At 44.0% G+C, this 24321-nt stretch carries 26 protein-coding genes; all 26 read left to right on the top strand.

Annotated features, from left to right (window positions below; all coding sequences use genetic code 11):
* The first annotated feature begins 2 nt into the window (after nt 1-2).
* Entirely contained in the window at nt 3-1241 is a 1239-nt protein-coding gene (locus D081_RS06905) for a hypothetical protein (RefSeq protein WP_085023446.1), read from the top strand.
* Nucleotides 1238-2842 carry a type III-B CRISPR-associated protein Cas10/Cmr2 gene (gene cas10 / locus D081_RS06900; protein ID WP_085023445.1) on the top strand — a complete coding sequence of 535 codons (1605 nt, stop codon included), beginning with the start codon at nt 1238-1240 and terminating at the stop codon, nt 2840-2842. The genes D081_RS06905 and cas10 overlap by 4 nt, the downstream gene beginning before the upstream one ends.
* A 1-nt stretch (nt 2843) precedes the next feature.
* Nucleotides 2844-3959 carry a hypothetical protein gene (locus tag D081_RS06895; RefSeq protein WP_085023444.1) on the top strand — a complete coding sequence of 372 codons (1116 nt, stop codon included), beginning with the start codon at nt 2844-2846 and terminating at the stop codon, nt 3957-3959.
* Nucleotides 3956-4687, top strand: coding sequence for an RAMP superfamily CRISPR-associated protein (locus tag D081_RS06890; protein ID WP_085023443.1), 732 nt, complete (start codon nt 3956-3958; stop codon nt 4685-4687). Before D081_RS06895 ends, D081_RS06890 begins: the two co-directional genes overlap by 4 nt.
* Nucleotides 4688-4690: 3 nt before the next feature.
* Nucleotides 4691-5110, top strand: a complete 420-nt coding sequence (locus D081_RS06885; protein ID WP_085023442.1) for a type III-B CRISPR module-associated protein Cmr5 — start codon at nt 4691-4693, stop codon at nt 5108-5110.
* Nucleotides 5097-5942, top strand: a complete 846-nt coding sequence (gene cmr6 / locus D081_RS06880; protein ID WP_158087586.1) for a type III-B CRISPR module RAMP protein Cmr6 — start codon at nt 5097-5099, stop codon at nt 5940-5942. The genes D081_RS06885 and cmr6 overlap by 14 nt, the downstream gene beginning before the upstream one ends.
* A gap of 4 nt (nt 5943-5946) precedes the next feature.
* The gene (locus D081_RS06875) at nt 5947-6474 is read left to right on the top strand and encodes a hypothetical protein (protein WP_085023440.1); all 528 of its coding nucleotides are present in this window, start codon (nt 5947-5949) and stop codon (nt 6472-6474) included.
* Nucleotides 6475-6485: 11 nt separating this feature from the next.
* On the top strand, nt 6486-7313 hold the full coding sequence (cas6, locus tag D081_RS06870; protein WP_085023439.1) for a CRISPR-associated endoribonuclease Cas6: 828 nt from the start codon (nt 6486-6488) through the stop codon (nt 7311-7313).
* A gap of 311 nt (nt 7314-7624) precedes the next feature.
* Nucleotides 7625-7771, top strand: coding sequence for a hypothetical protein (locus D081_RS12925; protein WP_233127448.1), 147 nt, complete (start codon nt 7625-7627; stop codon nt 7769-7771).
* Between the two features lie 398 nt (nt 7772-8169).
* The gene (locus D081_RS06865; RefSeq protein ID WP_085023438.1) at nt 8170-8724 is read left to right on the top strand and encodes a hypothetical protein; all 555 of its coding nucleotides are present in this window, start codon (nt 8170-8172) and stop codon (nt 8722-8724) included.
* A gap of 54 nt (nt 8725-8778) precedes the next feature.
* The gene (locus D081_RS06860; protein ID WP_233127447.1) at nt 8779-10029 is read left to right on the top strand and encodes a M48 family metalloprotease; all 1251 of its coding nucleotides are present in this window, start codon (nt 8779-8781) and stop codon (nt 10027-10029) included.
* Nucleotides 10030-10217: 188 nt separating this feature from the next.
* Nucleotides 10218-10682: a Fur family transcriptional regulator gene (locus D081_RS06855; RefSeq protein WP_085023488.1), complete on the top strand. Its 465-nt coding sequence runs from the start codon at nt 10218-10220 to the stop codon at nt 10680-10682.
* Nucleotides 10672-12174, top strand: coding sequence for a coproporphyrinogen dehydrogenase HemZ (hemZ, locus tag D081_RS06850; RefSeq protein ID WP_085023436.1), 1503 nt, complete (start codon nt 10672-10674; stop codon nt 12172-12174). Before D081_RS06855 ends, hemZ begins: the two co-directional genes overlap by 11 nt.
* Before the next feature lie 45 nt (nt 12175-12219).
* Nucleotides 12220-13470, top strand: a complete 1251-nt coding sequence (gene hisS, locus D081_RS06845) for a histidine--tRNA ligase (protein WP_085023435.1) — start codon at nt 12220-12222, stop codon at nt 13468-13470.
* A 35-nt stretch (nt 13471-13505) separates the two neighbouring features.
* The gene (aspS, locus tag D081_RS06840) at nt 13506-15305 is read left to right on the top strand and encodes an aspartate--tRNA ligase (RefSeq protein WP_085023434.1); all 1800 of its coding nucleotides are present in this window, start codon (nt 13506-13508) and stop codon (nt 15303-15305) included.
* A 128-nt stretch (nt 15306-15433) separates the two neighbouring features.
* Complete coding sequence (locus D081_RS06835; protein ID WP_085023433.1) at nt 15434-16162, top strand: WecB/TagA/CpsF family glycosyltransferase; 729 nt, start codon at nt 15434-15436, stop codon at nt 16160-16162.
* Between the two features lie 89 nt (nt 16163-16251).
* On the top strand, nt 16252-16890 hold the full coding sequence (locus D081_RS06830; protein WP_085023432.1) for a phosphatidylserine decarboxylase: 639 nt from the start codon (nt 16252-16254) through the stop codon (nt 16888-16890).
* Nucleotides 16890-17594 (top strand): CDP-diacylglycerol--serine O-phosphatidyltransferase, encoded by a 705-nt coding sequence (pssA, locus tag D081_RS06825; protein WP_085023431.1) that lies wholly within the window; start codon nt 16890-16892, stop codon nt 17592-17594. The genes D081_RS06830 and pssA overlap by 1 nt, the downstream gene beginning before the upstream one ends.
* Nucleotides 17595-17632: 38 nt before the next feature.
* A complete protein-coding gene (locus D081_RS06820; RefSeq protein ID WP_085023430.1) occupies nt 17633-18886 on the top strand; it encodes a glycosyltransferase family 2 protein in 1254 nt (417 codons plus the stop codon).
* Between the two features lie 66 nt (nt 18887-18952).
* A complete protein-coding gene (queD, locus tag D081_RS06815) occupies nt 18953-19330 on the top strand; it encodes a 6-carboxytetrahydropterin synthase QueD (RefSeq protein WP_085023429.1) in 378 nt (125 codons plus the stop codon).
* Nucleotides 19331-19339: 9 nt separating this feature from the next.
* On the top strand, nt 19340-20071 hold the full coding sequence (locus D081_RS06810) for a 7-carboxy-7-deazaguanine synthase QueE (protein WP_085023428.1): 732 nt from the start codon (nt 19340-19342) through the stop codon (nt 20069-20071).
* 13 nt (nt 20072-20084) lie between these two features.
* Nucleotides 20085-21803, top strand: a complete 1719-nt coding sequence (locus tag D081_RS06805; protein ID WP_233127446.1) for a phosphoethanolamine transferase — start codon at nt 20085-20087, stop codon at nt 21801-21803.
* A gap of 129 nt (nt 21804-21932) precedes the next feature.
* Nucleotides 21933-22256: a nitrous oxide-stimulated promoter family protein gene (locus D081_RS06800; protein WP_085023427.1), complete on the top strand. Its 324-nt coding sequence runs from the start codon at nt 21933-21935 to the stop codon at nt 22254-22256.
* 150 nt (nt 22257-22406) lie between these two features.
* Entirely contained in the window at nt 22407-22850 is a 444-nt protein-coding gene (gene rimP, locus D081_RS06795) for a ribosome maturation factor RimP (protein WP_085023426.1), read from the top strand.
* A gap of 82 nt (nt 22851-22932) precedes the next feature.
* The gene (gene nusA / locus D081_RS06790) at nt 22933-24033 is read left to right on the top strand and encodes a transcription termination factor NusA (protein WP_085023486.1); all 1101 of its coding nucleotides are present in this window, start codon (nt 22933-22935) and stop codon (nt 24031-24033) included.
* Nucleotides 24034-24053: 20 nt separating this feature from the next.
* Nucleotides 24054-24320 carry an RNase P modulator RnpM gene (gene rnpM, locus D081_RS06785; protein WP_085023425.1) on the top strand — a complete coding sequence of 89 codons (267 nt, stop codon included), beginning with the start codon at nt 24054-24056 and terminating at the stop codon, nt 24318-24320.
* Nucleotide 24321: the final 1 nt, after the last annotated feature.

Here is a 24321-nt window from a genome sequence, read left to right as displayed (position 1 = left end):
AAATGAAATTTACTGGGAGTAAGCTGACAGTTAATCTGTGGCCACAATCGCCGCTTATTCATTTTCAATATGATCAACGTGGGGCAACGCTACGGGCATCAGAAATGAAACCTAAGCTGGATAAATTCTTAATAGGTAGGTTTAAAGAAAAAGAAATACATTATGAGGACTGGTTAATTGAAAAAAAGGACAAATCAAAGGAGACGGATGATAAGAAGACTGAAGCATTGTCATATAAAGTACGTATAACATCAAGGGGAACCTACAAGGTTGAGTTGAAAGACAATTATAGTATATTCTATGGGAATATGGGAGAGGGTAATTATAAAATGGGAATAATATCATTCCCAGTAATTACTATATTCTGTTTTAAGAAGGGGCTGCGTGAGCAGATTGAAAAATATCTTACCAGTTTTTTTATGGTAACCAATTTTGGAACTATGCAGGGTAAGGGGTTTGGCGGTTTTATGCCTCAAAATGAGCAATGGGATGAAAAAACATTGATAGAGGAATTCAAGTCTGCGGGGGCAAAGACTGTTTATAAAATGAAATTTGATAAGAAGGCAGTCGTTGTTACAGGGAGAAATCCTCCACAAATAGAAACTTCTATAAAAATGTTTAACCAGATTAAAACTTTTTATTCGGTTATGAAATCTGGCTTAAATATGAGTTTTAAAAATCCTGATAACCCTAAGGGCTGGTATGCACGCTCCTTTTTATTCAGGTATATGCATGATGAGTTAAATATTGACAATGAAAAAGCTTGGATGAAGGAACTGGATATTGCTCCAAATGTGGAAAAAAATCATGTTCGTGAGGTTTATCCGGAAAACCCGAATCCCCGTTATGTACGGGCATTGTTTGGTAAGGGTGATAAAATTGAATTTTTTGCTGATGAAAATCTAAAAAAAGATGAAAAGAAGTTAATAAAGATTGTACCGGCAGATTCTCAGTCTGATTCATTGGATAGAATACCGTCAATTGTACGTTTTAAGATTATTGACAATTTCGTCTATATCATAGGAATGGAAGTACCCAAAGAGGTCTATGACCAGGAATTTGTTTTTAAGGGTGATATAGATAAGGCATTGAAGACACCATCTAAGGCCGATTTTTCCGATTATGGTGGAGTTTTCCCGATTGAAGATTTTATGGCCAAATATGTAGAGTATTATAATGGTGGCTTACATAAGGATTTAAGAATTACTGCGAATAATATAATGGTGGTGAATTGCGAATGAGTTATTACTTGGGGATAACAAACGGTCCTATTTTAAATACATTAAATGACGCATGCAGTCCAGCAGGACTTTGGTTTGCCAGTACATTTTTTTCAAATTTGACCAGAAGACTATGCAAGGCTTTTTTGGATAAGTATCAAAACGGTGTGGATATTCTTTCTCCACATTTTGAGTCTGGTCAGAATGATTTTTTGCAGGATGGTGTAGGAAAATATCACGACCGTATAATACTTAAACTCAGCATTGACCAAAATCTTGACGAAGTAAATAAGGCTGTTAAGAAAATAATGCGGGATGTCAAGGCTGAATCCATCAACGATTTTCCGAAACAATATCATAATATAGACGGAGGGCCTTCTTTTTTAGAGAACTACCTGCAATGTCATTATGTTTTGTTGACGGAGGAAAACGTTCAAAAAATTGAAAGAGAAGGAAATGTTATTCTAAAAATATCGCCATATCTTGATGCATTGGAACTGATGCAGACGTGTCCGGTTGATGATAAGGATAATCTGTTTTATAAAATATTGACCAACAAGGAGAATAATCGAAATCGGACGCTTAAAGATTCATTATTATTTAAAAAAGTTCCTGAGTATGCCAATCAGCTACTTGATTCTGATGATGGCAGCAGGAATATTTGGAGCATTGAAGACATAGCAAGTTGTCATGGAATCCATAAGCATAGTGATTTAAAGAAATATAATTATTTTGCGGTTGTACAGGCTGACGGTGATCGGATGGGGGCTTTGCTGAACAGTATCGATGAAGATGAAGAGGTTAAGGCGTTTTCAAAAAATTGCATGGAATACGCCAGAGAGGCATCTGCCAAGGTTGGTGAATTTGGTGGGATGACAATATACGCCGGTGGTGATGATTTACTCTTTTTGGCACCTGTAGAAAATGACAAGGGGGTAAGTGTTTTTAAACTATGTGATGATTTAAATGCGCTTTTTGTTAATAAGATGAATTCAAAAAATGGTAATTCAGGCACTGTGAATACTACATTGTCGTTTGGAATAGCGATTCAGCATAAGAAAGCTCCATTATATGAGGCATTGAAGAATGCTGCTCACTTGTTATTTGATGTGGCCAAGCAGGAACCAAAAAATAATATGGCAGTGGAGCTACAGAAGCACAGTGGGCAGACTGTTGGCCTGTGTATACCGGTTCCTGCATATACTATGTTAAGGGAAAAATATGAAGTGGTAGCAGAAAAGTTGGGAGAGATAATTGATAGAAAGAAAGCTCAATTCAAGGATATATCAACTGTGGGAAGTAGTGTCATACAGACTATATATCAGAATAGCAATATAATGGCAATAATGGATGAAGCAGTATCAAACATTACCGAGGATGACGATGGTCGACAGCAGCTTTGGTATGGATGGAAGAATTTTCAGGATAATGTTGGGCAGGCTGATTTTAAGGAATATTATAAGGCTATTGTTGATTTATACTATGACTGCTTCCTGAAAAATGATTATGCTATTGTAAATTTGGGGACTGATTCTGATTGTAAAGACAAAAATCTACAGGCACTTGTTGGTTTTTTGAAACTTAATAAATTCCTGTTGGAAAAGGCAGGGGAGGAAGAATAATATGAAGACATATTTAGCGATAATGAACCCAGAAAATCCATACACCTTTTCCACGGACCAAAAAAGTAGATATGATGATACTGGCGAGACGCCAACCGGAAAAGAGTCATATTACATTGAATCAAAAAAATTTCCAGAACAGACCTCTATATGGGGAATGTTGCGCCTTTTGATGCTGGAGCAGGCAGGTTTGTTACATTCGAATTTTGATTATAGTGAGCAGGAATCAGAGTCTATAAAAGAGCTGATAGGAGCAGAAAGTTTTGATTTTTCCAGCAAGGGGGAACAGGATTTCGGCAAATTGCTCAGTATATCACCAGTTTTCCTGTGTGAATATGGTGATAATGGCGAGGTTCAGTATATAGTAAAAAATCCAAAATGTAATATTTGTAAAAAAGGTTTTTCAGGGTTATCAATGAAAGAGATTTGTGGGGAAACAGATTATGGGACAATACATCTTCCTGATAAATACGAAGGAAAAACGGGTCCAGCAGAAGGATATATAAATCTTACTACCCATAAATGTTATTCTGACGATGACTTATTTAAAAGGGTGGTACAGACTGGAAATAGAAAGAATAAAAATGGGAATTTGATAGATAAGGCGCAGAAATCAAAAGCGTTTTTTCGTCGTTCTGAGTATGTTTTGAAAAAAGGTGAGCGTAGTAATAGATGCTTTGCGTTCTTTGTCAAAACAAATGATGTTATATTAAGGGATGATATTGTTACTGTCGGTGCTGGAAAGAACATTTTTTCCATTCGATTTGTTGAAAAGGAAGAGGATTTGGAAGGACTGGTTCGAAAATTAGGTGATAATAGCAGTCAGGTCTGGGGCTATGCGTTGTCGGATATAGTATTGCAGGAAGTGCCTAAGTATGATGATTTTGTCATGGTGGACATGCGGTTTGTTCGTAATATTATAACCAAGGCATATAAGGATAAGCTCAGCTATCATAGCCGATTTTCACGGACACCTGAACGAACTGTGCTTATACAGCGGGGGAGCGTATTTTATAATAATTGTTTTAAAATATCTGATGATGAAGCTGGTAAAAGCAAAAATCTCAAAAAATTGGGGTATAACAAGATTATAGTTATCGGAGGGGATAATAAATGAAAGCTATTTTAGTAAAAGTGCAGTGTGTTACTAATTTGCATGTAGGCAACGGCGACGTAAATTACAATATTATCGACAATGAAGTGGAGAGGGATCCTGTTACTGGGTTGCCTACAATAAATTCATCCGGTTTAAAAGGAGCATTGCGCCAGTATTTTACGGAGAACAATCAAAAAGATGATGTCAATAGTTGGTTTGGCGATGATAATGCAAAAACTGAAGGAGCATTAAAAATTCTGTCAGCAGATATGATGGCAATGCCAGCCAGAGCATCCGAAGGGGATAAGGCATTTTATATGGTTTCACCGAAATCCTCGCAGGAAAGATATGATCAGTTAAGGAAAAGTTTTGCTATTCCAGAAACAGATGATTTTTCTGGTGAAGATTATACTGATTCGACGAATGTTGCTGTTGAGGGAATAAAAGTTGAAGAAAAAATTGTTGTGGCCGGTGATACTGTATATTCTATGAGTGATGCAGAGTTCCGCATGATAGAGCTCCCTGTAATGGCCAGGAATTGTCTTGAGAATGGTATAAGTAAAAATCTTTGGTATGAGGAAATTGTACCACATCATAGTACGTTTGTTTTTCCGGTAATAGTACGTGACGATGCGGTGGATTCTTTGCGGGGCTTTAAGAACGCTATTGAAGGGAAAATTGTTCAGTTTGGTGGAAATGCTTCCATTGGCTACGGATTATGTAGTCTGACGACTGTGGGGGAGGTATGAGCAATGAATAAGCGTGTAATAAATGATGAAATAGAGTCAGCATATAGTTTGCTGGCTCAGCACGGTATTGCTCAAGATGGTAAGATTGATAGAGCATTTCGTGGACAGATATCTTCCTTTGGGGCAGCTATAACTATGGGCAGTCTTCTGGCGGCTATTGCTTATTTTTCAAAAAGAGCTGGTGCTTCGGTTGAACGTCAGCTGATTTTGGCTGCAATTTATGATATTGTGAAGAGCCGTCATGAGGGCGAACAGTTTCATGAAACCCTGTTTGAGTATGCCATCGAACGGAAAAAAAGGGGAATGTCTGCTGAGAGGGATTGTAAAGAAGAAATACTTAATGCAGCAATTGCTCTGAAATTGGCCATGAATCTTTATGAATTGGTTGATAAGAAGGCGGGAGAAAGTGATGAAGTCCAATAATATGAGTTATTTATATAATGTTGAATACTACGATGGCTTAGGTTTGAATGATGAAGAATTTTTTGTCAATGGAGGTATAACAGACAGGACAACCAATATTGTTGAGTTTCATTTTCCAACAGAGAATATTTTTCCGGCAGAATTTGAACATATTGATGGACTACAGGAATTTAGTCTGCATACTGCTTATCCAGGGTTAATGATAGGAACAGGGCTTTTACATGAGATAAAAATGGTTGATGCCTTAAAAAATGGATTTACCTTTGACTTTGTTACTGGCCTGCCATTTTTACCCGGTTCATCTTTAAAAGGAATGTTAAGAAGCTATTTTCCGGAACCCGGAGATGATGCTAGAATTGAATATATTAAATCATGCCCAAATGGAAAGAAAGTAGATGACATAGTAGAGTTTACCAAATGGATTTTTGGGCAGGATAAACCGGGCAATATAAATTTTCTAGGTGCTTTTCCTCAAGTGGATGAAAATGATAAAACATTGTTAGCGACAGAGTATATCACCCCGCATCCAAGTGAGTTTAAAGAGCCCAAACCCGTTAGCATGGTAAAGATTAAGCCTGGAGTAATATTTAAGTTCTTTTTTGTGTGTAAGGATTATGTCGTTGACAAAAAAGTAGTAGTTACTGCTGCAGAGTTGCTTGAGTTATTTGAACAAATTGTACTTGATATGGGTATAGGTGCCAAGACAAATGTTGGATTTGGTATGATGGTGAAAAAGCCGTCCAAAAATGAGTTATTGAAAGTCAATGCTCCTAAACCGAATCCGTCTAATAACAATAGGCCACAAGGTAGTAATAGAAATAACAGAAGGTAATTAAATGAATTATATCTTTCTAGACGCAGAGACAGATGGCCTGTATGGGCCATTTGTTTCTGTAGCTATGGTTTTAACTGATGCCGATGGTAATGAGCTGGAAAAGCAATACATCGGTTTGAGTGAGCCTGAAAAGCATATAAGAACGGAATGGGTTCGAGAGAATGTACTTCCCATTATGGGAGAGTACGAAAAGTATGATGATGAGCATAGCCTATTAGAAGCAGTATGGTCCTTCTGGCGGACTCATGCCCAGAATGCTTATATCATTATAGATGTAATGCATCCGGTGGAGAGCCGTCTGATGTCTAAATGTGTTTCCAGTAATATTGAGGAGCGGCTTTTTCAGGGACCGTTTCCGATGCTGGATATATCCAGTATGCTTTATGTTATTGGTATAGATCCTCTGAAAGCAAGAGAAGAGCTGGTGAATCCACTGGAAAACGGAATGCAGCATAATGCTCTATATGATGCCAGAACAACTTTAGCTATTTGGAAGAAATATATTCTTCCGCGCCTAAGGAATAAATAAGGAATTTAATTATGGATTTAGGAAGAATTGTATATCGTGTGCAGGCAACAGAAAAATGCCGTGTGCCAGTGGTGAATGGAAAACTGCTTCATGGTGCTGTTTTTAAGCTACTGAAAAGTCAGTCAGAGGGGCTGGCAACAGAATTGCATAATGCTTTGCAGGTTAAACCCTTTACTGTTGCGCCTTTACATATCAATCAAGGTGAACAGACAGAGGATATCAGTCACTATTCTGTTCAACAGGGAGAGTGCGCTGAAATATCGATTACTGCGTTCTCAGAAGATGTTTTACATATCTTTTTGAATGTCCCGGAAGGATATGTTTTCCAGATAGGAAAAGCGAATTTTGAGCTTCAATCCGTGTTTAAAGCCACTTCAGAGCATCCGGAAGCTGTTCTTTTGACCAAGAAAGAATTCATGGATAGTATGCCGCCGAAGGTACCAGAGTTGGTTACTTTGCGATATGTTTCACCGACCACCTTCAGACTTGATACAAGTGATTATCCTTTCCCAGAGCCAAGAATGGTATGGGGATCATTGGCAATGAAGTGGAATCAGTTTGATATGCCTGAGCCTCTTGATGTGGCTGAGTGCAAGGCCATGGCTGAAAAGGTAGTACCGTGGAAGTGGAAGGGGAATACAGAGCGGCTCAGATATAATAAAAATATCGCTGTTACTGGGTTTGTGGGGGAATTTACCTATTCACTGTATAATCTTGATGATGAACAAAAAAAGATATTTTACAGATTAGCATATTTTGCCCAGTTTGCTGGGGTTGGACGCATGACCGCCCAGGGAATGGGTCAGACCCGATTATGTAGTGTTGCAGAAGGACTATAATTATTCTATAATAAGGAAGACGATGGCGAAGAAACCCAGCAAAATGAAAATCTGAATTAAGGATTTTCGTGGACTAAAGGATGGCTTTTGTTGCTTACTGCATAGCGGTTTTTGGGATAAAAGTGCAACAAGTGTCCACGGGCGTTTTGGAACATTTTGCTGAAAATCGCCTTCTGTGTTATTTTTTCATTTTCAGCCCACTGTTTTCAATGGTTTCAGAGGACAGTATTGCGCAGGGCAAATGCCGCTTGCGGCATTGAAACTAAGCGAAAATTGGGATAATTCTACCAACCATTCATTGCGCAGGGCAAATGCCGCTTGCGGCATTGAAACATGCCATGCAGAATAGCATGTGGGTCACGGTCATCGAATTGCGCAGGGCAAATGCCGCTTGCGGCATTGAAACTGTTTTGGGGCTTTCTTTCGCTTATCAGGGATTACCTCTTGCGCAAGGCTAATGCCGCTTGCGGCATTGAAACTGACCCTCAAACTCAATTATTGGTGAACCAGTAGTTACTTGCGCAAGGCTAATGCCGCTTGCGGCATTGAAACTAGAAAGCTTCCTTATCTTCCTTTGTGCCATAGATGGCAATTGCGCAGGGTAAATGCCGCTCGCGGCATTGAAACTTCATACCCATAACTACTACCTTGCCTGTTGTTTTATTGCGCAGGGCAAATGCCGCTCGCGGCATTGAAACATTTCTGAAGGCTTTGCATTGACATAATAATTAATAATTGCGCAGGGCAAATGCCGCTCGCGGCATCAAACATTATATTGCACACTAAAAAAACTACATCCGTGAAAGGCTGTAGTTCTTTTAGTTTAAGTTTATGATTTGGGGAGGAGTGTAGAAATATGAATAAGGATTTAATGGGTGTAGGTAAATGTATTATGTGGGTAATGTGTTTTACATTTTTGCTGGTTTTTCATGCTTCAATAAGCCATGCGTCACAGTTCGTGGAAAAGAAACCTGTATATGAAGATGAATGGTTGGTAGAAGTCCGTCAAAAGGTAGCGGAAAATCAGGATTATATGGAGATATATCGCGGTAGTACACAGGGCAATAAGGCGGAAGAATTAATAGATGGAACTATTATGTATAGCGATTCTACATCCTGTTTCATCATTGAACAAAAGGATAATCATTATGTGCTAAAAATCAAAGATATACAGCTAAAAAAATATAAATATGAAGCACCCCAGGAAAAGCCTTATTCCAATGTTCTTGAATTTGATATGGCTGAATTGAAGGAAAAGCCTCATTCCCAAGATTTTGAACTTGTTATGGATACCCAGGGTAAATCCGATATGGATAGAGAAGTTACTTTTTTTGACGATGATGATAGAATAAAAATCATTGTAAGTAAAAGAAGAGTAGAGGTACCTGATTATATTCTAATGTTATATTAAAAAGTGGCTGCTCTGGTGTAGCTTCTGATTAATTACATGAAAGGATTGTTTTTAATGAAATTAAATATGAATCCAAGGAAGAAATTTTTAGCAGGCTTTATGGCTTTAGCCCTGGTAACGGTATCATTTGTAGCTAATATTTCTGAAGCCTATGTCATCAGCGATGAAGCTGAACATCTTTATGGTGATTTTATCGAAGATGAATATGCCAATGGAGTTCGTTCCTGGCATAATGATTTTATCTATAGAATACAAAAAGAGCTGGTTGAAATGAATCCGGCCACATTAAATTTTAATGACGGAGTTCATTCCCGTTTTCTTTATCCTATTAAAGAATCCTCGGTTAATGAGGTGGATGCAACAACCCTTCCTTCCGGGCGTATTTTTTTATCAACCCAAATGATTGATTTTACTATGACTATCCCTTCTATTGATAAGATAGATTATCGGAATCTTGCAGACTATAACGAAGGGAGTCTGTATCAATACTCTATGCTTGCTTCGGTTATTGCCCATGAAGCCTCTCACTGGTATAACCGTGATTTCCAGCGGAAGATAGATAATTTTTATGGGGAAAAGGGATTAAAAGCATTATTGGGGAGTAATTGGAACACGCCTTCTCCTGAAAATCTTATGCTTTTGATGACAGATATTGCTTACAATAAAACTGCCATAAATGCCCAGTTCTCCGTTGAAGGGGAATATTTGGCAGACAGACAGGCTGTATCCTTTTTAAACAACAGCACACGATTTTCTCCCGGCAGCTTGGTTTCTTTCCTTTATCGGATGGATAAACATGAAAAAAGGTATGATATCAAAGGCATTCAGGTAATTGATGGGAATGAATACAACCCGCACCCAGATACTCTTGAGCGCATCCGTAGGCTGGAAAAGCAGATTTCTGAGCATTCCTATGGCAGAGTAACTTTCAATAACCAAAAATTCTATTTGGATGGCAGGCCTTTTATGGGGACAGGGATTATAAACGGTAATGATAGGGTATCGACCATCGATAGAACCTATTTCGTGGCAGGACAAATAGCTGATATTATCCATAATGGCTTTTTAGGAAGTGGAAAGTTTGCTTTTACTAATGTATATACAGGAGATGACATCCATAATTCAGATATTGAGGACATATATTTGACTTGTGCGGATCATGAAACAAGATATTTTAAGGTTATTGACAGATTAAAAATAAAGCCAAATGAATCACGATATCTTTTAGGAGATGATACCCGTCCTTCTGGTTATGAATACAGCTATGATGCAGAATTAGCAAAATATATTGCTGAATATGAATAATACATATGGAAAAACATGATTCTTTGCGTTATGACGAGTAGGCTTTTGGGCTCGTCGAAACGCCTAATGGGATGAATTTCCATATAGTTATGGAAATTCTTGAACAATTACGTTATAATACAATAATTGGAGTGTAAATTAGGAGAGTAATGTTAATTACAAATTTTTGGCATGCGGGGGATATAGAAATGCGTGATGGATTTAGCATTGAAGAACTGAAAAAAAGACTCCAGAACAGCCGGTACAAGCTGACTCATCAGAGACAGGACGTACTGGAGGTTTTCTTAAATAGTACAGGAGAACACCTTAGTGCTGAGGAAGTACACCGTACTCTCCGGGATAAGGGATATGATATTGGTCTGGCCACTGTGTACCGTACTCTCGAGTTAATGTGCAGTCCTGAAATGAATATTTTGCAGAAGATGGAATTCGGTGAGAAGCGGGCCCGTTACGAGCTGAAGAAGATTCAGGAGAACGGCCATCAGCACCATCACCTTATTTGCAAAGGCTGCGACAAGGTTATAGAATTCTCTGAGGATATGCTGGAGGGCCTGGAGCAGAAGATTGCTGATCAGTGCAACTTCAACATCATTGATCATCAGGTGTTATTCTATGGATACTGTCAGGAGTGTGCCAAGAAGCTTGAAAATTAACGAGTTTACCTTAAATAGTGAGGATCAGGTGGTAGTCAAGGTGGTCCGGGAGGTTTTGAATCTCTTTAAGTTTGAGACGGGCTGCCAGGAGGATTATGCCTGGGAATCACTAAATATAGAAAACCATCTGCACCCCGATAATGTTCCGGTGGTGGAGACGGTTATAGATATGACTGGCGTAAATGGGGAAAGGGTGCATCTCACCCAGACCATCCGTGGCCGCAGTGATGAACGGTTTGCCGCCGGCAAGCATCGTCTCATAAAGCTGAACCTCTATCAGCTGTTCAGAAAGCAGTTTGGCCTTGAAGCGGCGCCTTGGGGTATCCTTCACGGGGTACGTCCCACCAAGATAGTTCATCGTCTGCTGGACGGTGGATTATCCCGGGATGAGGTGGTGGACCGGCTGCTCCATGATTACGAAGCCAGCGAGGAAAAGGCTACCACCATTGTGGATATGGCCATCCGCCAGCAGCCATTTTTGGCCAGGACAGACGAAAAGACCATCAGCATCTATGTGGGCATACCATTTTGCCTGAGCCGTTGTCTTTATTGCTCCTTCCCGGCCAACATCCTGCCGAAGGAAGAGGGCCTGCAGGAGTTTATGGAGGTATTCCATAAGGACTTGGCTGCAGTAAAGCAGGCGGTGGCCGACTATGGCTTTAAGGTCCAGTCCATTTATGTAGGCGGGGGTACTCCCACCAGCCTGCCGGATAAATATTTCCGGGAAATGCTCAGCGCAGTACGGGAGGCTTTTTACTGTGAACATACCATTGAGTTCACGGTGGAAGCGGGCCGGCCGGACAGCATGTCCCCGGACAAGATTCAGACCATGGTGGATATGCAGGTTACCCGGGTCAGCGTAAACCCACAGACCATGCAGCCAAGGACACTGAAACGCATTGGAAGGAACCATTCCCCGGAAGCTATTGTGACTATGTACAATGATTTGCGGGCGGCTGGTATTCCGGAAATCAATATGGATTTAATTATTGGCCTTCCTGGTGAAGGGGTGGCCGATATTGAAGATACCATGCAGAAAATCGTGGCCCTTGGGCCCGATGATATAACCCTTCATTCCCTGGCTTTAAAGCGGGGCTCCGTTTTGAAGATGAATCTGGAGGAGTATGAGCTGCCGGATGACAAGACTTGTCGGGATATGTTCCATACGGCTATGGGCTATATTAATAAGGCTGGTATGAAGCCATATTATCTGTACCGTCAGGGCTATATGAGCGGTCAACTGGAAAATGTTGGCTGTTGCCGTGAGGGGGCGGAAAGTATCTATAATATCCAGATTATGGAGGAGCACCAGACCATACTTGGTATTGGTGGTGCAGCCACCAGCAAGGTGGTGAATTTCCGGGAAAAGCGGTTGAAATCCTCATTTAATGCCAAGGATTTAATCACTTATCTGAGGGATATAGATATTTACATTGAAAAGAGGGCAGCTCTGTTGGCGGAGGCCTACGGAGAGCCTTTAGATAATAAATAATACCTTGCTTTCATATTAAATGAAGCAAAGGAGGTTTTGTAAGATATGTTGACAAATGCTCCACGGGGCACCAAGGACATACTGCCGGATACCGTCGGTGACTGGCTGTTTGTGGAAGAGAATATCCGCTCTCTTTGTAAGCGGTTTGGCTATCAGGAGATCAGAACCCCGATGTTTGAACACACTGAGCTGTTTCAGCGGGGTATCGGTGAGGGTACTGATGTAGTTGACAAGGAAATGTACACCTTTACTGATCGGGGAGACAGAAGCATCACCCTGCGTCCTGAGAATACAGCTTCAGCTGTCAGAGCTTATCTGCAGAATAAGCTTTATGCGGAAAATGCACTGACCAAGCTGTTTTATATTGGCTCCATGTTCCGCTATGACCGCCCGCAGGCTGGCCGTATGCGTGAGTTCCACCAGTTTGGTGTGGAGGCCATTGGCGAGTCCAATCCGGCTGTGGATGCCGAGATTATCCTGCTGGCCATGAAGCTGCTGCAGGGCCTGGGCCTCAATGATTTGGAGCTGTACATAAATTCTGTAGGCTGTCCAACCTGTCGGGCCAAGTACCGTACCATGCTGCAGGATTTCTTCCGGGATAAGCTGGAGGACCTGTGTGAGGATTGCCGCAGCCGTTTTGACAGAGCGCCAATGCGTATTCTGGACTGCAAGAAGGATGCGGAAAAGCCTTATATGAAGGATGCTCCAAAGATTACTGACTGCCTGTGCGAGGAGTGCAGTGATCACTTCCAGAAGCTCCAGAAGCATCTGGCCAAGGCAGGCGTCAAGTATGAGCTGGACCCACGTCTGGTCCGTGGCCTTGATTATTACACCAAGACCGCCTTTGAGATTAAATATCCTCCATTGGGGGCTCAGAGTGCAGTTGCCGGTGGTGGCCGCTATGATGGTCTCATTGAGGAAATGGGTGGTAACCCTACTCCGGCTGTGGGCTTTGCTACTGGTTTGGAGCGTGTTCTCCTGGCCCTGGAAAAGCAGGGGCTGCTGCCGGATAAGAACCGCAGCGTCGATGTGTATGTGGTAGCCCTGGGCGAAGCAGCACAGGAGGAAGCCTTTAAGCTGGTTATGGACCTCCGGGATGCGGGCTTTAGTGCCGCAGTTGATTATGCGGGCCGTAGCATGAAGGCCCAGATGAAGCAGGCCAACAAGCTGGGAGCAAAATTCGCCGCCATTATGGGGGATGATGAGCTTTCCGAGGGTGTGGTAATGCTCCGTGATATGGCTGGCAGCGAGCAGGAGAAGGTTCCTGTAAGCGAGCTTTTCAATAAACTTAAATAATAACCCAAAATATTTTGTATGAGGTGAAGGATTAAATGGATACTTTAGAAGGTTTGAAGCGTTCCCACCATTGCGGTGAGCTGCGCAAGGATAATGTAGGCAGTGAGGTTGTTCTCTGCGGTTGGGCTTCCCGCCGTCGTGACCATGGTGGTCTGATTTTTATTGATTTCCGCGATCGTTCCGGTCTGGTTCAGATCGTATTTGATGAGGCTGCTATTGGTGAGGAGGCCTTCCACAAGGCTGAGACCATCCGCAGCGAGTTCGTTCTGGCTGTCCGTGGTGATGTTCGTGCCCGCAGCGAGGAGACCGTAAACCCTAACATGGCTACCGGTGAGATCGAGGTTGTAGTTAAGGAGCTCCGTATCCTCAACAAGGCCAAGACCCCTCCATTCTACATTCAGGATGGTATTGAGGTAGATGAGATGCTTCGTCTGAAGTACCGTTATCTCGACCTGCGCCGTCCGGAGATGCAGAAGTGCCTCATGCTCCGTCATCGTGTAACCAAGGTTATGCGTGACTACTTTGACCGCAACGGCTTCCTGGAGATTGAGACTCCAATGCTCTGCAAATCCACCCCTGAGGGTGCCCGTGACTTCCTGGTACCAAGCCGCCTGAACCCAGGTGAGTTCTATGCTCTGCCACAGTCTCCACAGATTTACAAGCAGATTCTCATGCTCTCCGGCTTTGAGAAGTACTTCCAGATTGTTCGCTGCTTCCGTGATGAGGACCTCCGTGCTGACCGTCAGCCAGAGTTCACTCAGCTGGATATTGAGATGTCCTTCATCGACCAGGAGACTATCCTGACCATGATGGAAGGCATGATGGGTGAGATTTTTGAGAAGGCTCTTGATACCAAGATTCCTGCTCCATTCCTGCGCATGACCTGGGATGAGGCTATGGAGCGTTATGGCTCCGATAAGCCGGATCTCCGTTTCGGCATGGAGCTCATGGATATTTCCGAGTATGTTAAGGGCTCTGACTTTAAGGTATTTTCTTCTGTTCTGGAGAACGGCGGCCAGGTTAAGGTTATCAATGTTGAGGATTATGCCAACATTCCACGCCGTGAGCTGGATGGTCTGGTTCAGTACGTACAGGGCTATGGCGCCAAGGGCCTGGCCTGGATTCAGTACACTGAAGAGGGCGTTAAGTCTCCATTCAAGAAGTTCTATTCTGATGAAACCTTCGAGGAAATCAAGAAGGCTACCGGTGCCAAGACTGGTGACCTGCTGCTGGTAATTGCTGATAAGCCATTGGTAGTAGCCCAGGCTCTCGGTGAGCTCCGTCTGGAAATGGGCCGTCGTCGTGGCCTTATTGACCCTGATAAGCTGAGCTTCCTGTGGGTTGTTGATTTCCCTATGTTTGAATACAGCGAAGAGGATAAGCGTTGGAAGGCAATGCATCATCCATTCACTGCACCTCGTGATGAGGATGTTCAGTTCCTGTCCACTGATCCTGGCAAGGTTAAGGCTATTGCCTATGATATGGTTCTTAACGGCGTGGAAATCGGTGGCGGTTCCCTCCGTATTTATCAGAACGACCTGCAGGAAAAGGTATTCGAGGCTATCGGCCTGACTCCTGAGGCAGCTCATGACAAGTTCGGCTTCATGCTGGATGCCTTCAAGTATGGTGCTCCACCTCATGGCGGCCTGGCATTTGGTCTTGACCGTCTGGTTATGCTCATGGCCAAGAGAAAGTCCATCCGTGACGTTATCGCCTTCCCTAAGACCCAGAGTGCATCTGACGTAATGAGCCAGGCACCTTCCGAGGTTGATGAGAAGCAGCTGAAGGAGCTTTCCATCCGTACCCACGTAAAGAAAAAGATTAAGGAAGACTAATCATTAAATTGATTTAATGCAAAAGGGGCTGACCGCAAAGCAGTCCCTTTTCTCATGTTTGCCTATAGCCTTCTTTATACTTTTGTGTTACAATGAAATTTGTATTTTTGAAATTTAGGAGGCAACTAATGTCTTTTGATAAGGTTGATATTCTTGGGGTAAAGGTAGACTCTCCAACCATGGCCGAAGCAGTGGAAACTGTTGAGGGCTTCATTGAAAAAGGTGAGAGTACCCTTATTGCCACGGCAAATGCAGAAATGATAATGCGGGCTACCTACGATGAGGAGCTTAAAACCATTTTGAATGCTGCTGATCTGGTGGTTCCTGATGGAGCGGGCACCGTGTGGGCTGCCGGCTATCTCGGGCATCCAATGCCTGAGCGTGTGGCCGGTTATGATTTGTCCCAGGAGCTCATGAAGCTGGCACCGTCGAAAAACCAGCGGATTTATTTCTTTGGCTCTGCCCCTGGGGTAGCGGATCTGGCAAAGAAGAAGGCAGAGGAGTGGTATCCCGGCATTAATATAGTGGGTACACGCAACGGCTTCTTTACAGCTGATGACGAGCCACAGATTATTGCTGATATCAAGGCGGCAAAGCCGGATATTTTGTTTGTGGCCCTGGGTGTTCCCAAGCAGGAGAAATGGCTCTATGCCCACATGAAGGAGCTGGAGGTTCCGGTTTCCATTGGCGTAGGCGGTTCCTTTGATGTTATGGCCGGTGTTATGCAGCGGGCTCCGCTGTGGATGCAGAAGGCAAAGCTGGAGTGGCTTTTCCGTGGACTGAAGCAGCCAAGCCGTATCGGTCGTCTTATGGCACTTCCAAAATTCGTGTTTAAGGTTATGGGAAGCAAAAAATAATGAGTAGACAAGGGCTGATGGCTGGAATATAATTATTCCAGTTTAAAGCTATTTTTCTCGTATAAATATGTTATCAGGAGGTGCAAAATTTGGGTAAATTCCATATTGTAAGAGAAGGATACGTTTTCATTTTCGGAGCTTTGGCTGTTGCTGCCTTCCTGGGCTTGCTGCTGGGACCGCTGGGTGCAGTAGTACCAGGAATTTTGGCAGTATACTTTACATATTTTTTCAGAAATCCTGACCGTGTTATTCCCGCAGATGAGAATCTGATTGTTTCTCCGGCTGACGGAACAGTGCAGGATGTGGTGGATGTGGAATATGATGACTTTTTAAAGGGTCCTGGTACCAAGGTTATTATTTTCCTGTCCATTTTTAGCGTTCATGTGAACCGCAGTCCTATTGCGGGTGAAATCAAGACCCAGAAGTATGTCTGCGGTCGTTTTAAGCCTGCGTACAAGGATGAGGTGGGCTTTGAGAATGAGCGTCACATGATTGGTATTGAAAATGACAGATTAAAGGTGACTGTAACTCAGATTGCAGGTATTTTGGCCCGTCGCATTGTTTCCTGGGTGACCCTGGATGACAAGATGGAGAAGGGCGATGTATACGGTCTTATTAAATTTGCTTCATGTACTGAGATCGTGGTACCTAAGAACGTCGAGGTTCTTATGAAGAAGGGTGACAAGGTTCATGGAGGAGAGACCATTGTGGGGAGGATTAAGGACTAATGAGCAAATCTGTAATTCCTAATGCGTTTACTTCCAGTAATCTTATTTTTGGAATGATTTCCATTTTGTGTACATTCAATGATAATCTGACAGCCGCTGCAGTATGTATTTTGCTGGCATTGGTGGCTGACGGACTGGATGGCCGTACTGCCCGTGCTCTTGGGGTCAGCTCCGAGCTGGGCAAGGAAATGGACTCCCTGTGTGATCTGGTTTCCTTTGGTGCCGCTCCTGCCATGCTGGCCTACAGGCTTCAGCTGGCTGATTTCGGTATTTTTGGCTGCATTGCGGCTATTTTCTTTGCCCTTTGCGGTATGTGGCGTCTGGCCCGGTTCAATGTAAATACCACGGTGGTTCATGGTTATTTCATGGGCCTGGCTATTCCTGCCGGTGGCTGTCTTATTGCTACATCCACCCTGCTTATTAATGCTGTGGGCTATAATCTGGATGAAATATCCTATGCATATCCTGTTATTGTCATGGTAGTGGCATATCTCATGGTCAGCACCGTACATTATCCTGATTTCAAGGGTGATGGCGAGAAGATGAATCTGGTGGCCAAGGTCGTTGCGGCAGCTGTATTTGCAGCTATACTCTGGCTGGGCATTGATGGAATAGGCTATGCTGTTCTGTTCGGCATTTTTGCGTCTTATGCGGTTTTTGGTATTGTAAACCACAGTATTAATCTTATTTCCGGCAGCAAATAAGCTGGATACTTATGCTGTCATAAAGGAGAAAAAATTTAATGTTTTATCCACTTGATATAATAATGATTCCATTACAGGTTTTCCTGTTCTGTTTCACTATATATTTCTTTATTATTGGCTTCTTTGGGCTGGTGGTGTTCAGAGAGAAAAAGATTACAACCCCGGAAAAGAAGTTTGCCTGCCTGATTGCGGCCCATAATGAACAGGCCGTGGTTGGTCATCTCGTTAAGAATCTTCAGGAGCTGGATTATCCTAAAGAGCTGTATGATATTTATGTAATTGCCGATAACTGTACAGATGATACTGCCAAGGTTTCCCGTGAGGCTGGTGCTATTGTCTGCGAGCGCTTTGATCCTGAGAGAAAGACCAAGGGCTATGCTCTTGACTGGATGTTTGCCAAGCTCTTTGATATGGAAAAGGATATGGAGAAGCCATACGATGCGGTTTGTATCTTTGATGCAGACAATCTGGTTCATCCACGCTTCCTCATTGAAATGAACCATCACCTTATGAAGGGTGCCAAGATTATTCAGGGCTTTTTGGACGCCAAGAATCCATACGATTCCTGGGTATCCGCTACCTTTGCCCTGTCCTTCTGGGTTATTGACTATCTGATTCATCAGGCCAAGACCAATCTGGGTCTGTCTGCTGTATTGGGTGGCACCGGTATGTGTATTACCACCGAGGTATTGAAGCGTCATGGCTGGCGTGCCAACTGTCTGGTAGAGGACATGGAGTTTACTATGAAGTCACTGGTGGAGGGTATCAAGACCACCTGGGCAGTGGATGCCATCATCTACGACGAGAAGCCGCTGACCTTCATGCAGTCCTGGTATCAGAGAAAGCGTTGGGCCCAGGGTCAGTTTGATGTGGCACACCGCTTTATTCCTAAACTGCTGAAGGAGGGTATCAAGCAACGCAGTATTCCTATTCTGGACGGCTGTCTCTACCTTATTCAGCCATATTTCCTGATGTTTACAGCCTTCTTTATTCTCATGGGCTATATTCAGCAGATTTATGGCCAGCAGATTTACACCAGTATTTATGCCTTTATGCCAAACCATCTGATGACGGCCATAACCATTATCCAGTATTTGCTGCCAATGATTATCCTCATCAAGATGAATGCCAAGTGGAAGGCCTGGCTGTATATACCCCTTTATCAGGTGTTTATTTATTCCTGGCTGCCAATCGTGTTCCTGGGCTTCATTCACCGCAACGAGCATGAATGGGCTCACACCAAGCATACACAGGCTGTAAGCTACGATCAGTTTATTGACGGCCGAAAATGATGAAAAATACCCCTTCAGCTGCGTTGGCAATGAAGGGGTTTCCATTATGTTGGAGGTAGACAATTTATGTTTGAAATACATGTAAGTGCCGAGTTTGAGGCGGCTCACAGAGTAGCTGGCTACAATGGCAAGTGTGACAGGCTCCATGGCCATAGCTGGACCGTTGAGGCGGCTGTAATTGGAACAAAGCTGGATAACTTGGGCATGCTGGTTGATTTTAAGGTGGTTAAGGGCCGTCTGCGGGACCTTTTGGAGACCCTGGATCATCAGTATCTTAACGAGCTGCCTGCCTTTGCTGACGGCCATAATCCTACGGCGGAGCATCTGGCCCAGTACATTTATGAGGAAATGGCCAAGGCGGAGTTCTTCAATGATAATGTAAAGCTTAAGCATATTCAGGTTTGGGAGTCCCCTAAATCTTCCGTGATATACTCTTTGGACTAAGGGAAAATTATGAACGCAAATCTTATAGAAATTTTTTCCTCCGTGCAGGGTGAGGGCCGCTATGTGGGCTGCCGTCAGCTCTTTGTACGATTTGAGGGCTGTAATTTAAACTGCAAATACTGTGATACGGAAAACCAGGCCGGCACCCATCCGATTTGTGGCGTTGAGACCTTTCCGGGGTCAAGAAAATTTCATGATGCCATAAATCCTCTGGAGCCAACTGAGGTGGCAGCATATATAAACCGCTTTACCATGGAGCTGCCTCATCAGGCTATCAGCTTTACCGGGGGAGAGCCCTTGCTTCACTCTGCTTTTCTGCAGGAGCTGCTGCCAATGGTCAACACCAAGGTGATGCTGGAAACCAATGGCACCCTGCCGGACAGGCTGGCCCGTGTCATTGATATGGTGGATATTATCAGCATGGATATAAAGCTGCCTCAGGCCACCGGAGAGGACCATTGGGATGACCACAGAAGGTTTTTGGAGATTGCCAGGGCAAAGGACGTATATGTTAAGCTGGTAGTTTCCGGGGATATTAACATGGATGACTTCCAGAAGGCCGTGGATTTGGTGGCCGGGGTGGACCCGGATATCCTGCTGATTTTACAGCCGGTTACTCCGCTGAATGGGGTGGAGGCCGCATTGCCGGAGCAGATGCTGGAGCTTCAGCAGCAGGCACTGGAAAGCCTTCATGATGTACGGATTATTCCTCAGACTCATCGTATGATGGACCAGTTATAAGGAGGAGCAACAGGTGGAAAAGAAATCCTTTTCAAATAAAATAGCTGCGTTCCTACAGGATGTGGCAGACCTGGTGCGCCAGGATTTTGGCTGCTTTATGCTGTTTTGGCTGCTGAGCTGCTCCACCCAGGTTATTAAGTGGGGCATGGCGGGAAAAACTGACCTTGTAATGTCCATGGCCTTTACGGGGCTTTTGGGGGCTTTGTTTGTTACCTTTATTACAAGATGGCTCTTCGTGCCGAAGGCCTGTAAAATAATCCGCTGCATATTGGGGAGCGTGCTGTTTGCGGCCTTTGTTATCGAGGCCTTTGTACTGTACCAGTACGGTGCTCTCACCGGAGTGGGCACCATTAATTCCCTCTTTGAAACCAATCCGGAGGAGTCGGCGGAATTTATCAACACCTTTGTGGGTGTAGAGGGTGGTATTCTTGCCATCGTTATCGCTGCCGTGATGTATTATCTGGTGAGATATAAGCCTTGGCGCAGGCTGGAGGCTGATGCCATATCCCAGAAGGTTATTGCGGGCATTGTAATGGCTGTTTCTTCATGCTATGCCATTTACATGTGCTTTGCCTATCCGGGAATCATGTTTGGCGGGGATAATCTTACTCCGTTGACCAGGCTTATGGGTGCCACCAGCACAGCGTGGAAAAACCATGTGGCCTATCAGGAGCTGCAGGCCAAGCTGGATGTGGATATTCATCTGACCCGGAATGAGGGAAAGATTACCAATATTGTATTTATTTTGGGTGAGTCTACCAACCGCAACCATATGCATCTCTATGGCTACAGTCAGGAGAATACGCCAAATCTTGATGATATGGCAAAAAAAGGCGAGATTGTATTCTTTAGGGATGTGGTAAGTGCCCATTCCACTACGGTGGCGTCCCTCAGCAAGATATTTACCTTCTGTGACCATGAGTCCGAGAAGCCTTGGTATGAATACAATAATCTTATTGATATTATGAATGCCGCCGGCTACAAGACCCACTGGCTGTCCAATCAGGAGAGCTCCGGCATCTGGGGCAACGTGGCCCAGATTTATGCTGCTCACAGTAATGTCAGCCACTATACCCAGATTCGTGATTCCAAGGAGGATGAAGGCCGGGTTGATGGGGAGCTGTTCCCGCTGGTGGATAATGCCATTGCCGATATTAACGGCAGCACCAAGAATTTCTTTGTGGTGCATCTTATGGGAGCCCATCTGGCCTATTACAACCGTTATCCTTATGAGTTCACCAAGTTTACTGAGGCCAGCATCAAGGGCGACCAGTACAATGATGACCAGAAGCAGGTTATTGCCCAGTATGATAATGCCCTGTTCTATAATGACTATATTGTCAGCGGCATTATTGACAAATTCCGGGAAATTAATTCCGATACCATAGTTATTTATCTGCCTGACCACGGCGAGGCGGTGTATGATGAGGGCGGTGTCAACGGTCACATCGAGGAGAACCCAAGCCGTCACATGATTGAGGTACCGCTGATTATGTGGGCTTCGGAGAAGTTCAAGCAGAACCATCCTGAGAAGTGGGCCCTGATCCAGGAGGCCATCAACAATCCTTATATGACTGATGATATGATTCATACGGTGCTGGATATTGCGGATATTCACACTGCGGACTTTGACCCTACCAAGAGTATCATCAGCCAGAGCTTCAACAGACTGCGGCCGCGTATCTTTGATGACAAGGATTACGACAGGGAAATACTGGCGGCAGGCAAGTAAAATATTAGAAACACATTAAAATATTAAACTTCAGTTAGAAATACCCCCTATGTCTAAACAAGTATCCTTATTTAGAGTAAAATAAGGAAGAACAATGGTGATTAAATTTTCAGTCATAGGAGGTGCAATATGGACAAGCTACAGCATAAGCGTGCGCAGGAACTGAAAACTGTGACTGAAATGATTGGTATATATTGCCGGGATATTCATAAGACTGATGGTATTAATCTTTGTTCTGAATGCCAGGAGCTTCTGGATTATGTTGAGAAGCGGGTTGCAGCCTGTCCGCGCATGGAGGAGAAGACCTTTTGCAGCGCCTGCAATACCCATTGCTTTGCCCCTAATCGTCGGGAACGCATACGGATGATAATGCGGTACAGTGGCCCCAAAATGATTTTTCATTCGCCAATTTTGGCACTTAAACACAAACTCACAGAATGGTTTGCAATATAGTAAAAAATAGTGTAGAATGTGTTTACAAACGGCGATGGCTGTGTTAAAATACCTTTAATAATGAGTTGATTTTTAAAGAGTGGGTGCAAACCCGCTCTTTTGTCTTATGTTTAAGATTAAAAATTGCTTTACAGAAAAGGGGGTCCGCGTATGAGTAAACTTATCGAGGATACGGTGGAAAAAATAGTTGAAGAACTGCTTGAAGGCACCAACATTGAGCTCGTGGCGGTGGAGTACGTCCGGGAAAAGGATTGGTACCTTAGAGTATTCATTGATAAAGAGGGCGGCATTGAGATAGATGACTGCCAGGAGCTCAGTGGACGTCTTGGAGACATTCTGGATGAAAAGGATGTCATCAAGGGAGCCTACATGCTGGAGGTGTCCTCTCCAGGCCTTGACCGTGAATTGAAGAAGGAAAAGGACTTCAAGCGGGAGCAGGGCAAGAAGGTAGATGTTACCTTGTATGCCGCACAGGACGGCAATAAGGTGCTGGTTGGCGTATTGAACGGCTATGATGGCGATAATGTGACCATCGACGAGCAGGTAATTCCAATGGACAATGTTGCTCAGGTTCGTTTGCATATAGATTTTTGACAAGTCAGATAAACTAGGAGGTTATTTAGTGGCTACCAAATTAAAGAAGAGCAAGTCTGCGGCTGTTGCTGATACAGGCTTTATGGAGGCAGTAGAGGTTTTAGGCAAGGAGAAGGGCATTGCCCCGGAAATCCTGTTTGATGCCATTGACAAGGCACTGGCTTCTGCTTATAAGAAGAATTACAACAATGAGGCTAACTGCCGTGTAAGTCTGGATCGTCAGACTGGCGAATATCATGTATATGCCATCAAGGAAGTTGTGGATGAGGTGGAGAACCCTGTTACCCAGATTTCCTTGGCCATGGCTCAGCAGAAGTCTGCTGATTATGCTGTAGGTGATACCCTGGAGGAGGAGGTTACTCCGGCAAACTTCGGCCGTATTGCGGCCCAGAATGCAAAGCAGGTAGTTGTACAGGCTATTCGCGAGGCTGAGAGAGGTATTATTTTCAGCGAGTATGTAAACCGTGCCAATGATATCATCACTGGTGTGGTACAGCGTGTAGAGAACAAGAACGTGTACATTGATCTTGGCAAGACCGAGGCCATTCTCGGTGCCAGCGAGCAGATTCCTCATGAAAGCTATGCACCAAATGACCGTATCAAGGCTTTGATCATCGAGGTCAAGAACACCAGCAAGGGTCCACAGGTGCTGGTATCCCGTACCCACCCTGGACTTCTGAAGCGTCTCTTTGAGCTGGAGGTTCCTGAGATTCAGAACGGCGACGTGGAGATTAAGTCCGTAGCCCGTGAGCCTGGCATGCGTTCCAAGATTGCAGTTTATGCCGAGGATGAGAACATTGATGCAGTAGGCTCCTGTGTAGGCCCTCGTGGTACAAGAGTACAGGCTATTGTAGAAGAGCTTCGCAACGAGAAGATTGATATCGTAAAATGGAGCGATGACCCTGTTCAGCTGATTGCCAACGCACTGAGCCCGGCCAAGGTTGTATCCGTAGCCATCAACGAGGAGGAAAAGCTCTCCCGGGTGATTGTTCCAGATTATCAGCTGTCCCTGGCTATCGGCAAGGAAGGCCAGAATGCCCGCCTTGCTGCAAAGCTCACCGGCTGGAAGATCGATATCAAGAGCGAGTCCCAGGCTGAGGAATTTGGCTTTGACGATGAGGAGACAGAGGAGTTGGATCTGGATGTCTTCGCCGATGACGAGTTCGAGGCTGAGGAAGAGTAAGAAAAGCAAGGGTGACAGATATGGCAACAGTAAAGAAGATTCCAACCAGACTTTGCATAGGCTGTCAGGAGCAGCATCCCAAGAAGGAGCTGGTGCGTATTGTACGCAGCCCGGAAGGGGAGTTTTCAATAGATTTAACCGGCAAGAAGGCCGGCAGGGGAGCATATATCTGCAACAACAAGGAATGCTTCCAGAAGGCCGTTAAGGAACACCGTTTTGACCGTTCATTCAAGTGTACGGTGGACAAAAACATTTTTGACGAGCTGGAAAAGCAGCTGTTTGAATAAA

It is taken from the genome of Anaerovibrio sp. JC8, assembly GCF_002100115.1.
Classification (GTDB): Bacteria; Bacillota; Negativicutes; order Selenomonadales; family Selenomonadaceae; genus Anaerovibrio.
The sequence above is the reverse complement of the archived record's forward strand: the minus strand, read 5'-3'. Positions and strand labels throughout refer to the sequence as shown.

Excerpts from the sequence above, each read along its gene's own strand:
- D081_RS12925 (WP_233127448.1), top strand. The coding sequence starts at position 7,625 with ATGCCGCTTGCGGCATTGAAACATGCCATGCAGAATAGCATGTGGGTC.
- cas6 (WP_085023439.1), top strand. The coding sequence starts at position 6,486 with ATGGATTTAGGAAGAATTGTATATCGTGTGCAGGCAACAGAAAAATGC.
- aspS (WP_085023434.1), top strand. The coding sequence starts at position 13,506 with ATGGATACTTTAGAAGGTTTGAAGCGTTCCCACCATTGCGGTGAGCTG.
- D081_RS06890 (WP_085023443.1), top strand. The coding sequence starts at position 3,956 with ATGAAAGCTATTTTAGTAAAAGTGCAGTGTGTTACTAATTTGCATGTA.
- D081_RS06875 (WP_085023440.1), top strand. The coding sequence starts at position 5,947 with ATGAATTATATCTTTCTAGACGCAGAGACAGATGGCCTGTATGGGCCA.
- D081_RS06865 (WP_085023438.1), top strand. The coding sequence starts at position 8,170 with ATGAATAAGGATTTAATGGGTGTAGGTAAATGTATTATGTGGGTAATG.
- cas10 (WP_085023445.1), top strand. The coding sequence starts at position 1,238 with ATGAGTTATTACTTGGGGATAACAAACGGTCCTATTTTAAATACATTA.
- D081_RS06885 (WP_085023442.1), top strand. The coding sequence starts at position 4,691 with ATGAATAAGCGTGTAATAAATGATGAAATAGAGTCAGCATATAGTTTG.
- hisS (WP_085023435.1), top strand. The coding sequence starts at position 12,220 with ATGTTGACAAATGCTCCACGGGGCACCAAGGACATACTGCCGGATACC.
- D081_RS06860 (WP_233127447.1), top strand. The coding sequence starts at position 8,779 with ATGAAATTAAATATGAATCCAAGGAAGAAATTTTTAGCAGGCTTTATG.
- rnpM (WP_085023425.1), top strand. The coding sequence starts at position 24,054 with ATGGCAACAGTAAAGAAGATTCCAACCAGACTTTGCATAGGCTGTCAG.
- rimP (WP_085023426.1), top strand. The coding sequence starts at position 22,407 with ATGAGTAAACTTATCGAGGATACGGTGGAAAAAATAGTTGAAGAACTG.
- D081_RS06800 (WP_085023427.1), top strand. The coding sequence starts at position 21,933 with ATGGACAAGCTACAGCATAAGCGTGCGCAGGAACTGAAAACTGTGACT.
- D081_RS06895 (WP_085023444.1), top strand. The coding sequence starts at position 2,844 with ATGAAGACATATTTAGCGATAATGAACCCAGAAAATCCATACACCTTT.
- D081_RS06820 (WP_085023430.1), top strand. The coding sequence starts at position 17,633 with ATGTTTTATCCACTTGATATAATAATGATTCCATTACAGGTTTTCCTG.
- D081_RS06835 (WP_085023433.1), top strand. The coding sequence starts at position 15,434 with ATGTCTTTTGATAAGGTTGATATTCTTGGGGTAAAGGTAGACTCTCCA.
- cmr6 (WP_158087586.1), top strand. The coding sequence starts at position 5,097 with ATGAAGTCCAATAATATGAGTTATTTATATAATGTTGAATACTACGAT.
- pssA (WP_085023431.1), top strand. The coding sequence starts at position 16,890 with ATGAGCAAATCTGTAATTCCTAATGCGTTTACTTCCAGTAATCTTATT.
- queD (WP_085023429.1), top strand. The coding sequence starts at position 18,953 with ATGTTTGAAATACATGTAAGTGCCGAGTTTGAGGCGGCTCACAGAGTA.
- D081_RS06810 (WP_085023428.1), top strand. The coding sequence starts at position 19,340 with ATGAACGCAAATCTTATAGAAATTTTTTCCTCCGTGCAGGGTGAGGGC.
- D081_RS06855 (WP_085023488.1), top strand. The coding sequence starts at position 10,218 with ATGCGTGATGGATTTAGCATTGAAGAACTGAAAAAAAGACTCCAGAAC.
- D081_RS06905 (WP_085023446.1), top strand. The coding sequence starts at position 3 with ATGAAATTTACTGGGAGTAAGCTGACAGTTAATCTGTGGCCACAATCG.
- nusA (WP_085023486.1), top strand. The coding sequence starts at position 22,933 with ATGGAGGCAGTAGAGGTTTTAGGCAAGGAGAAGGGCATTGCCCCGGAA.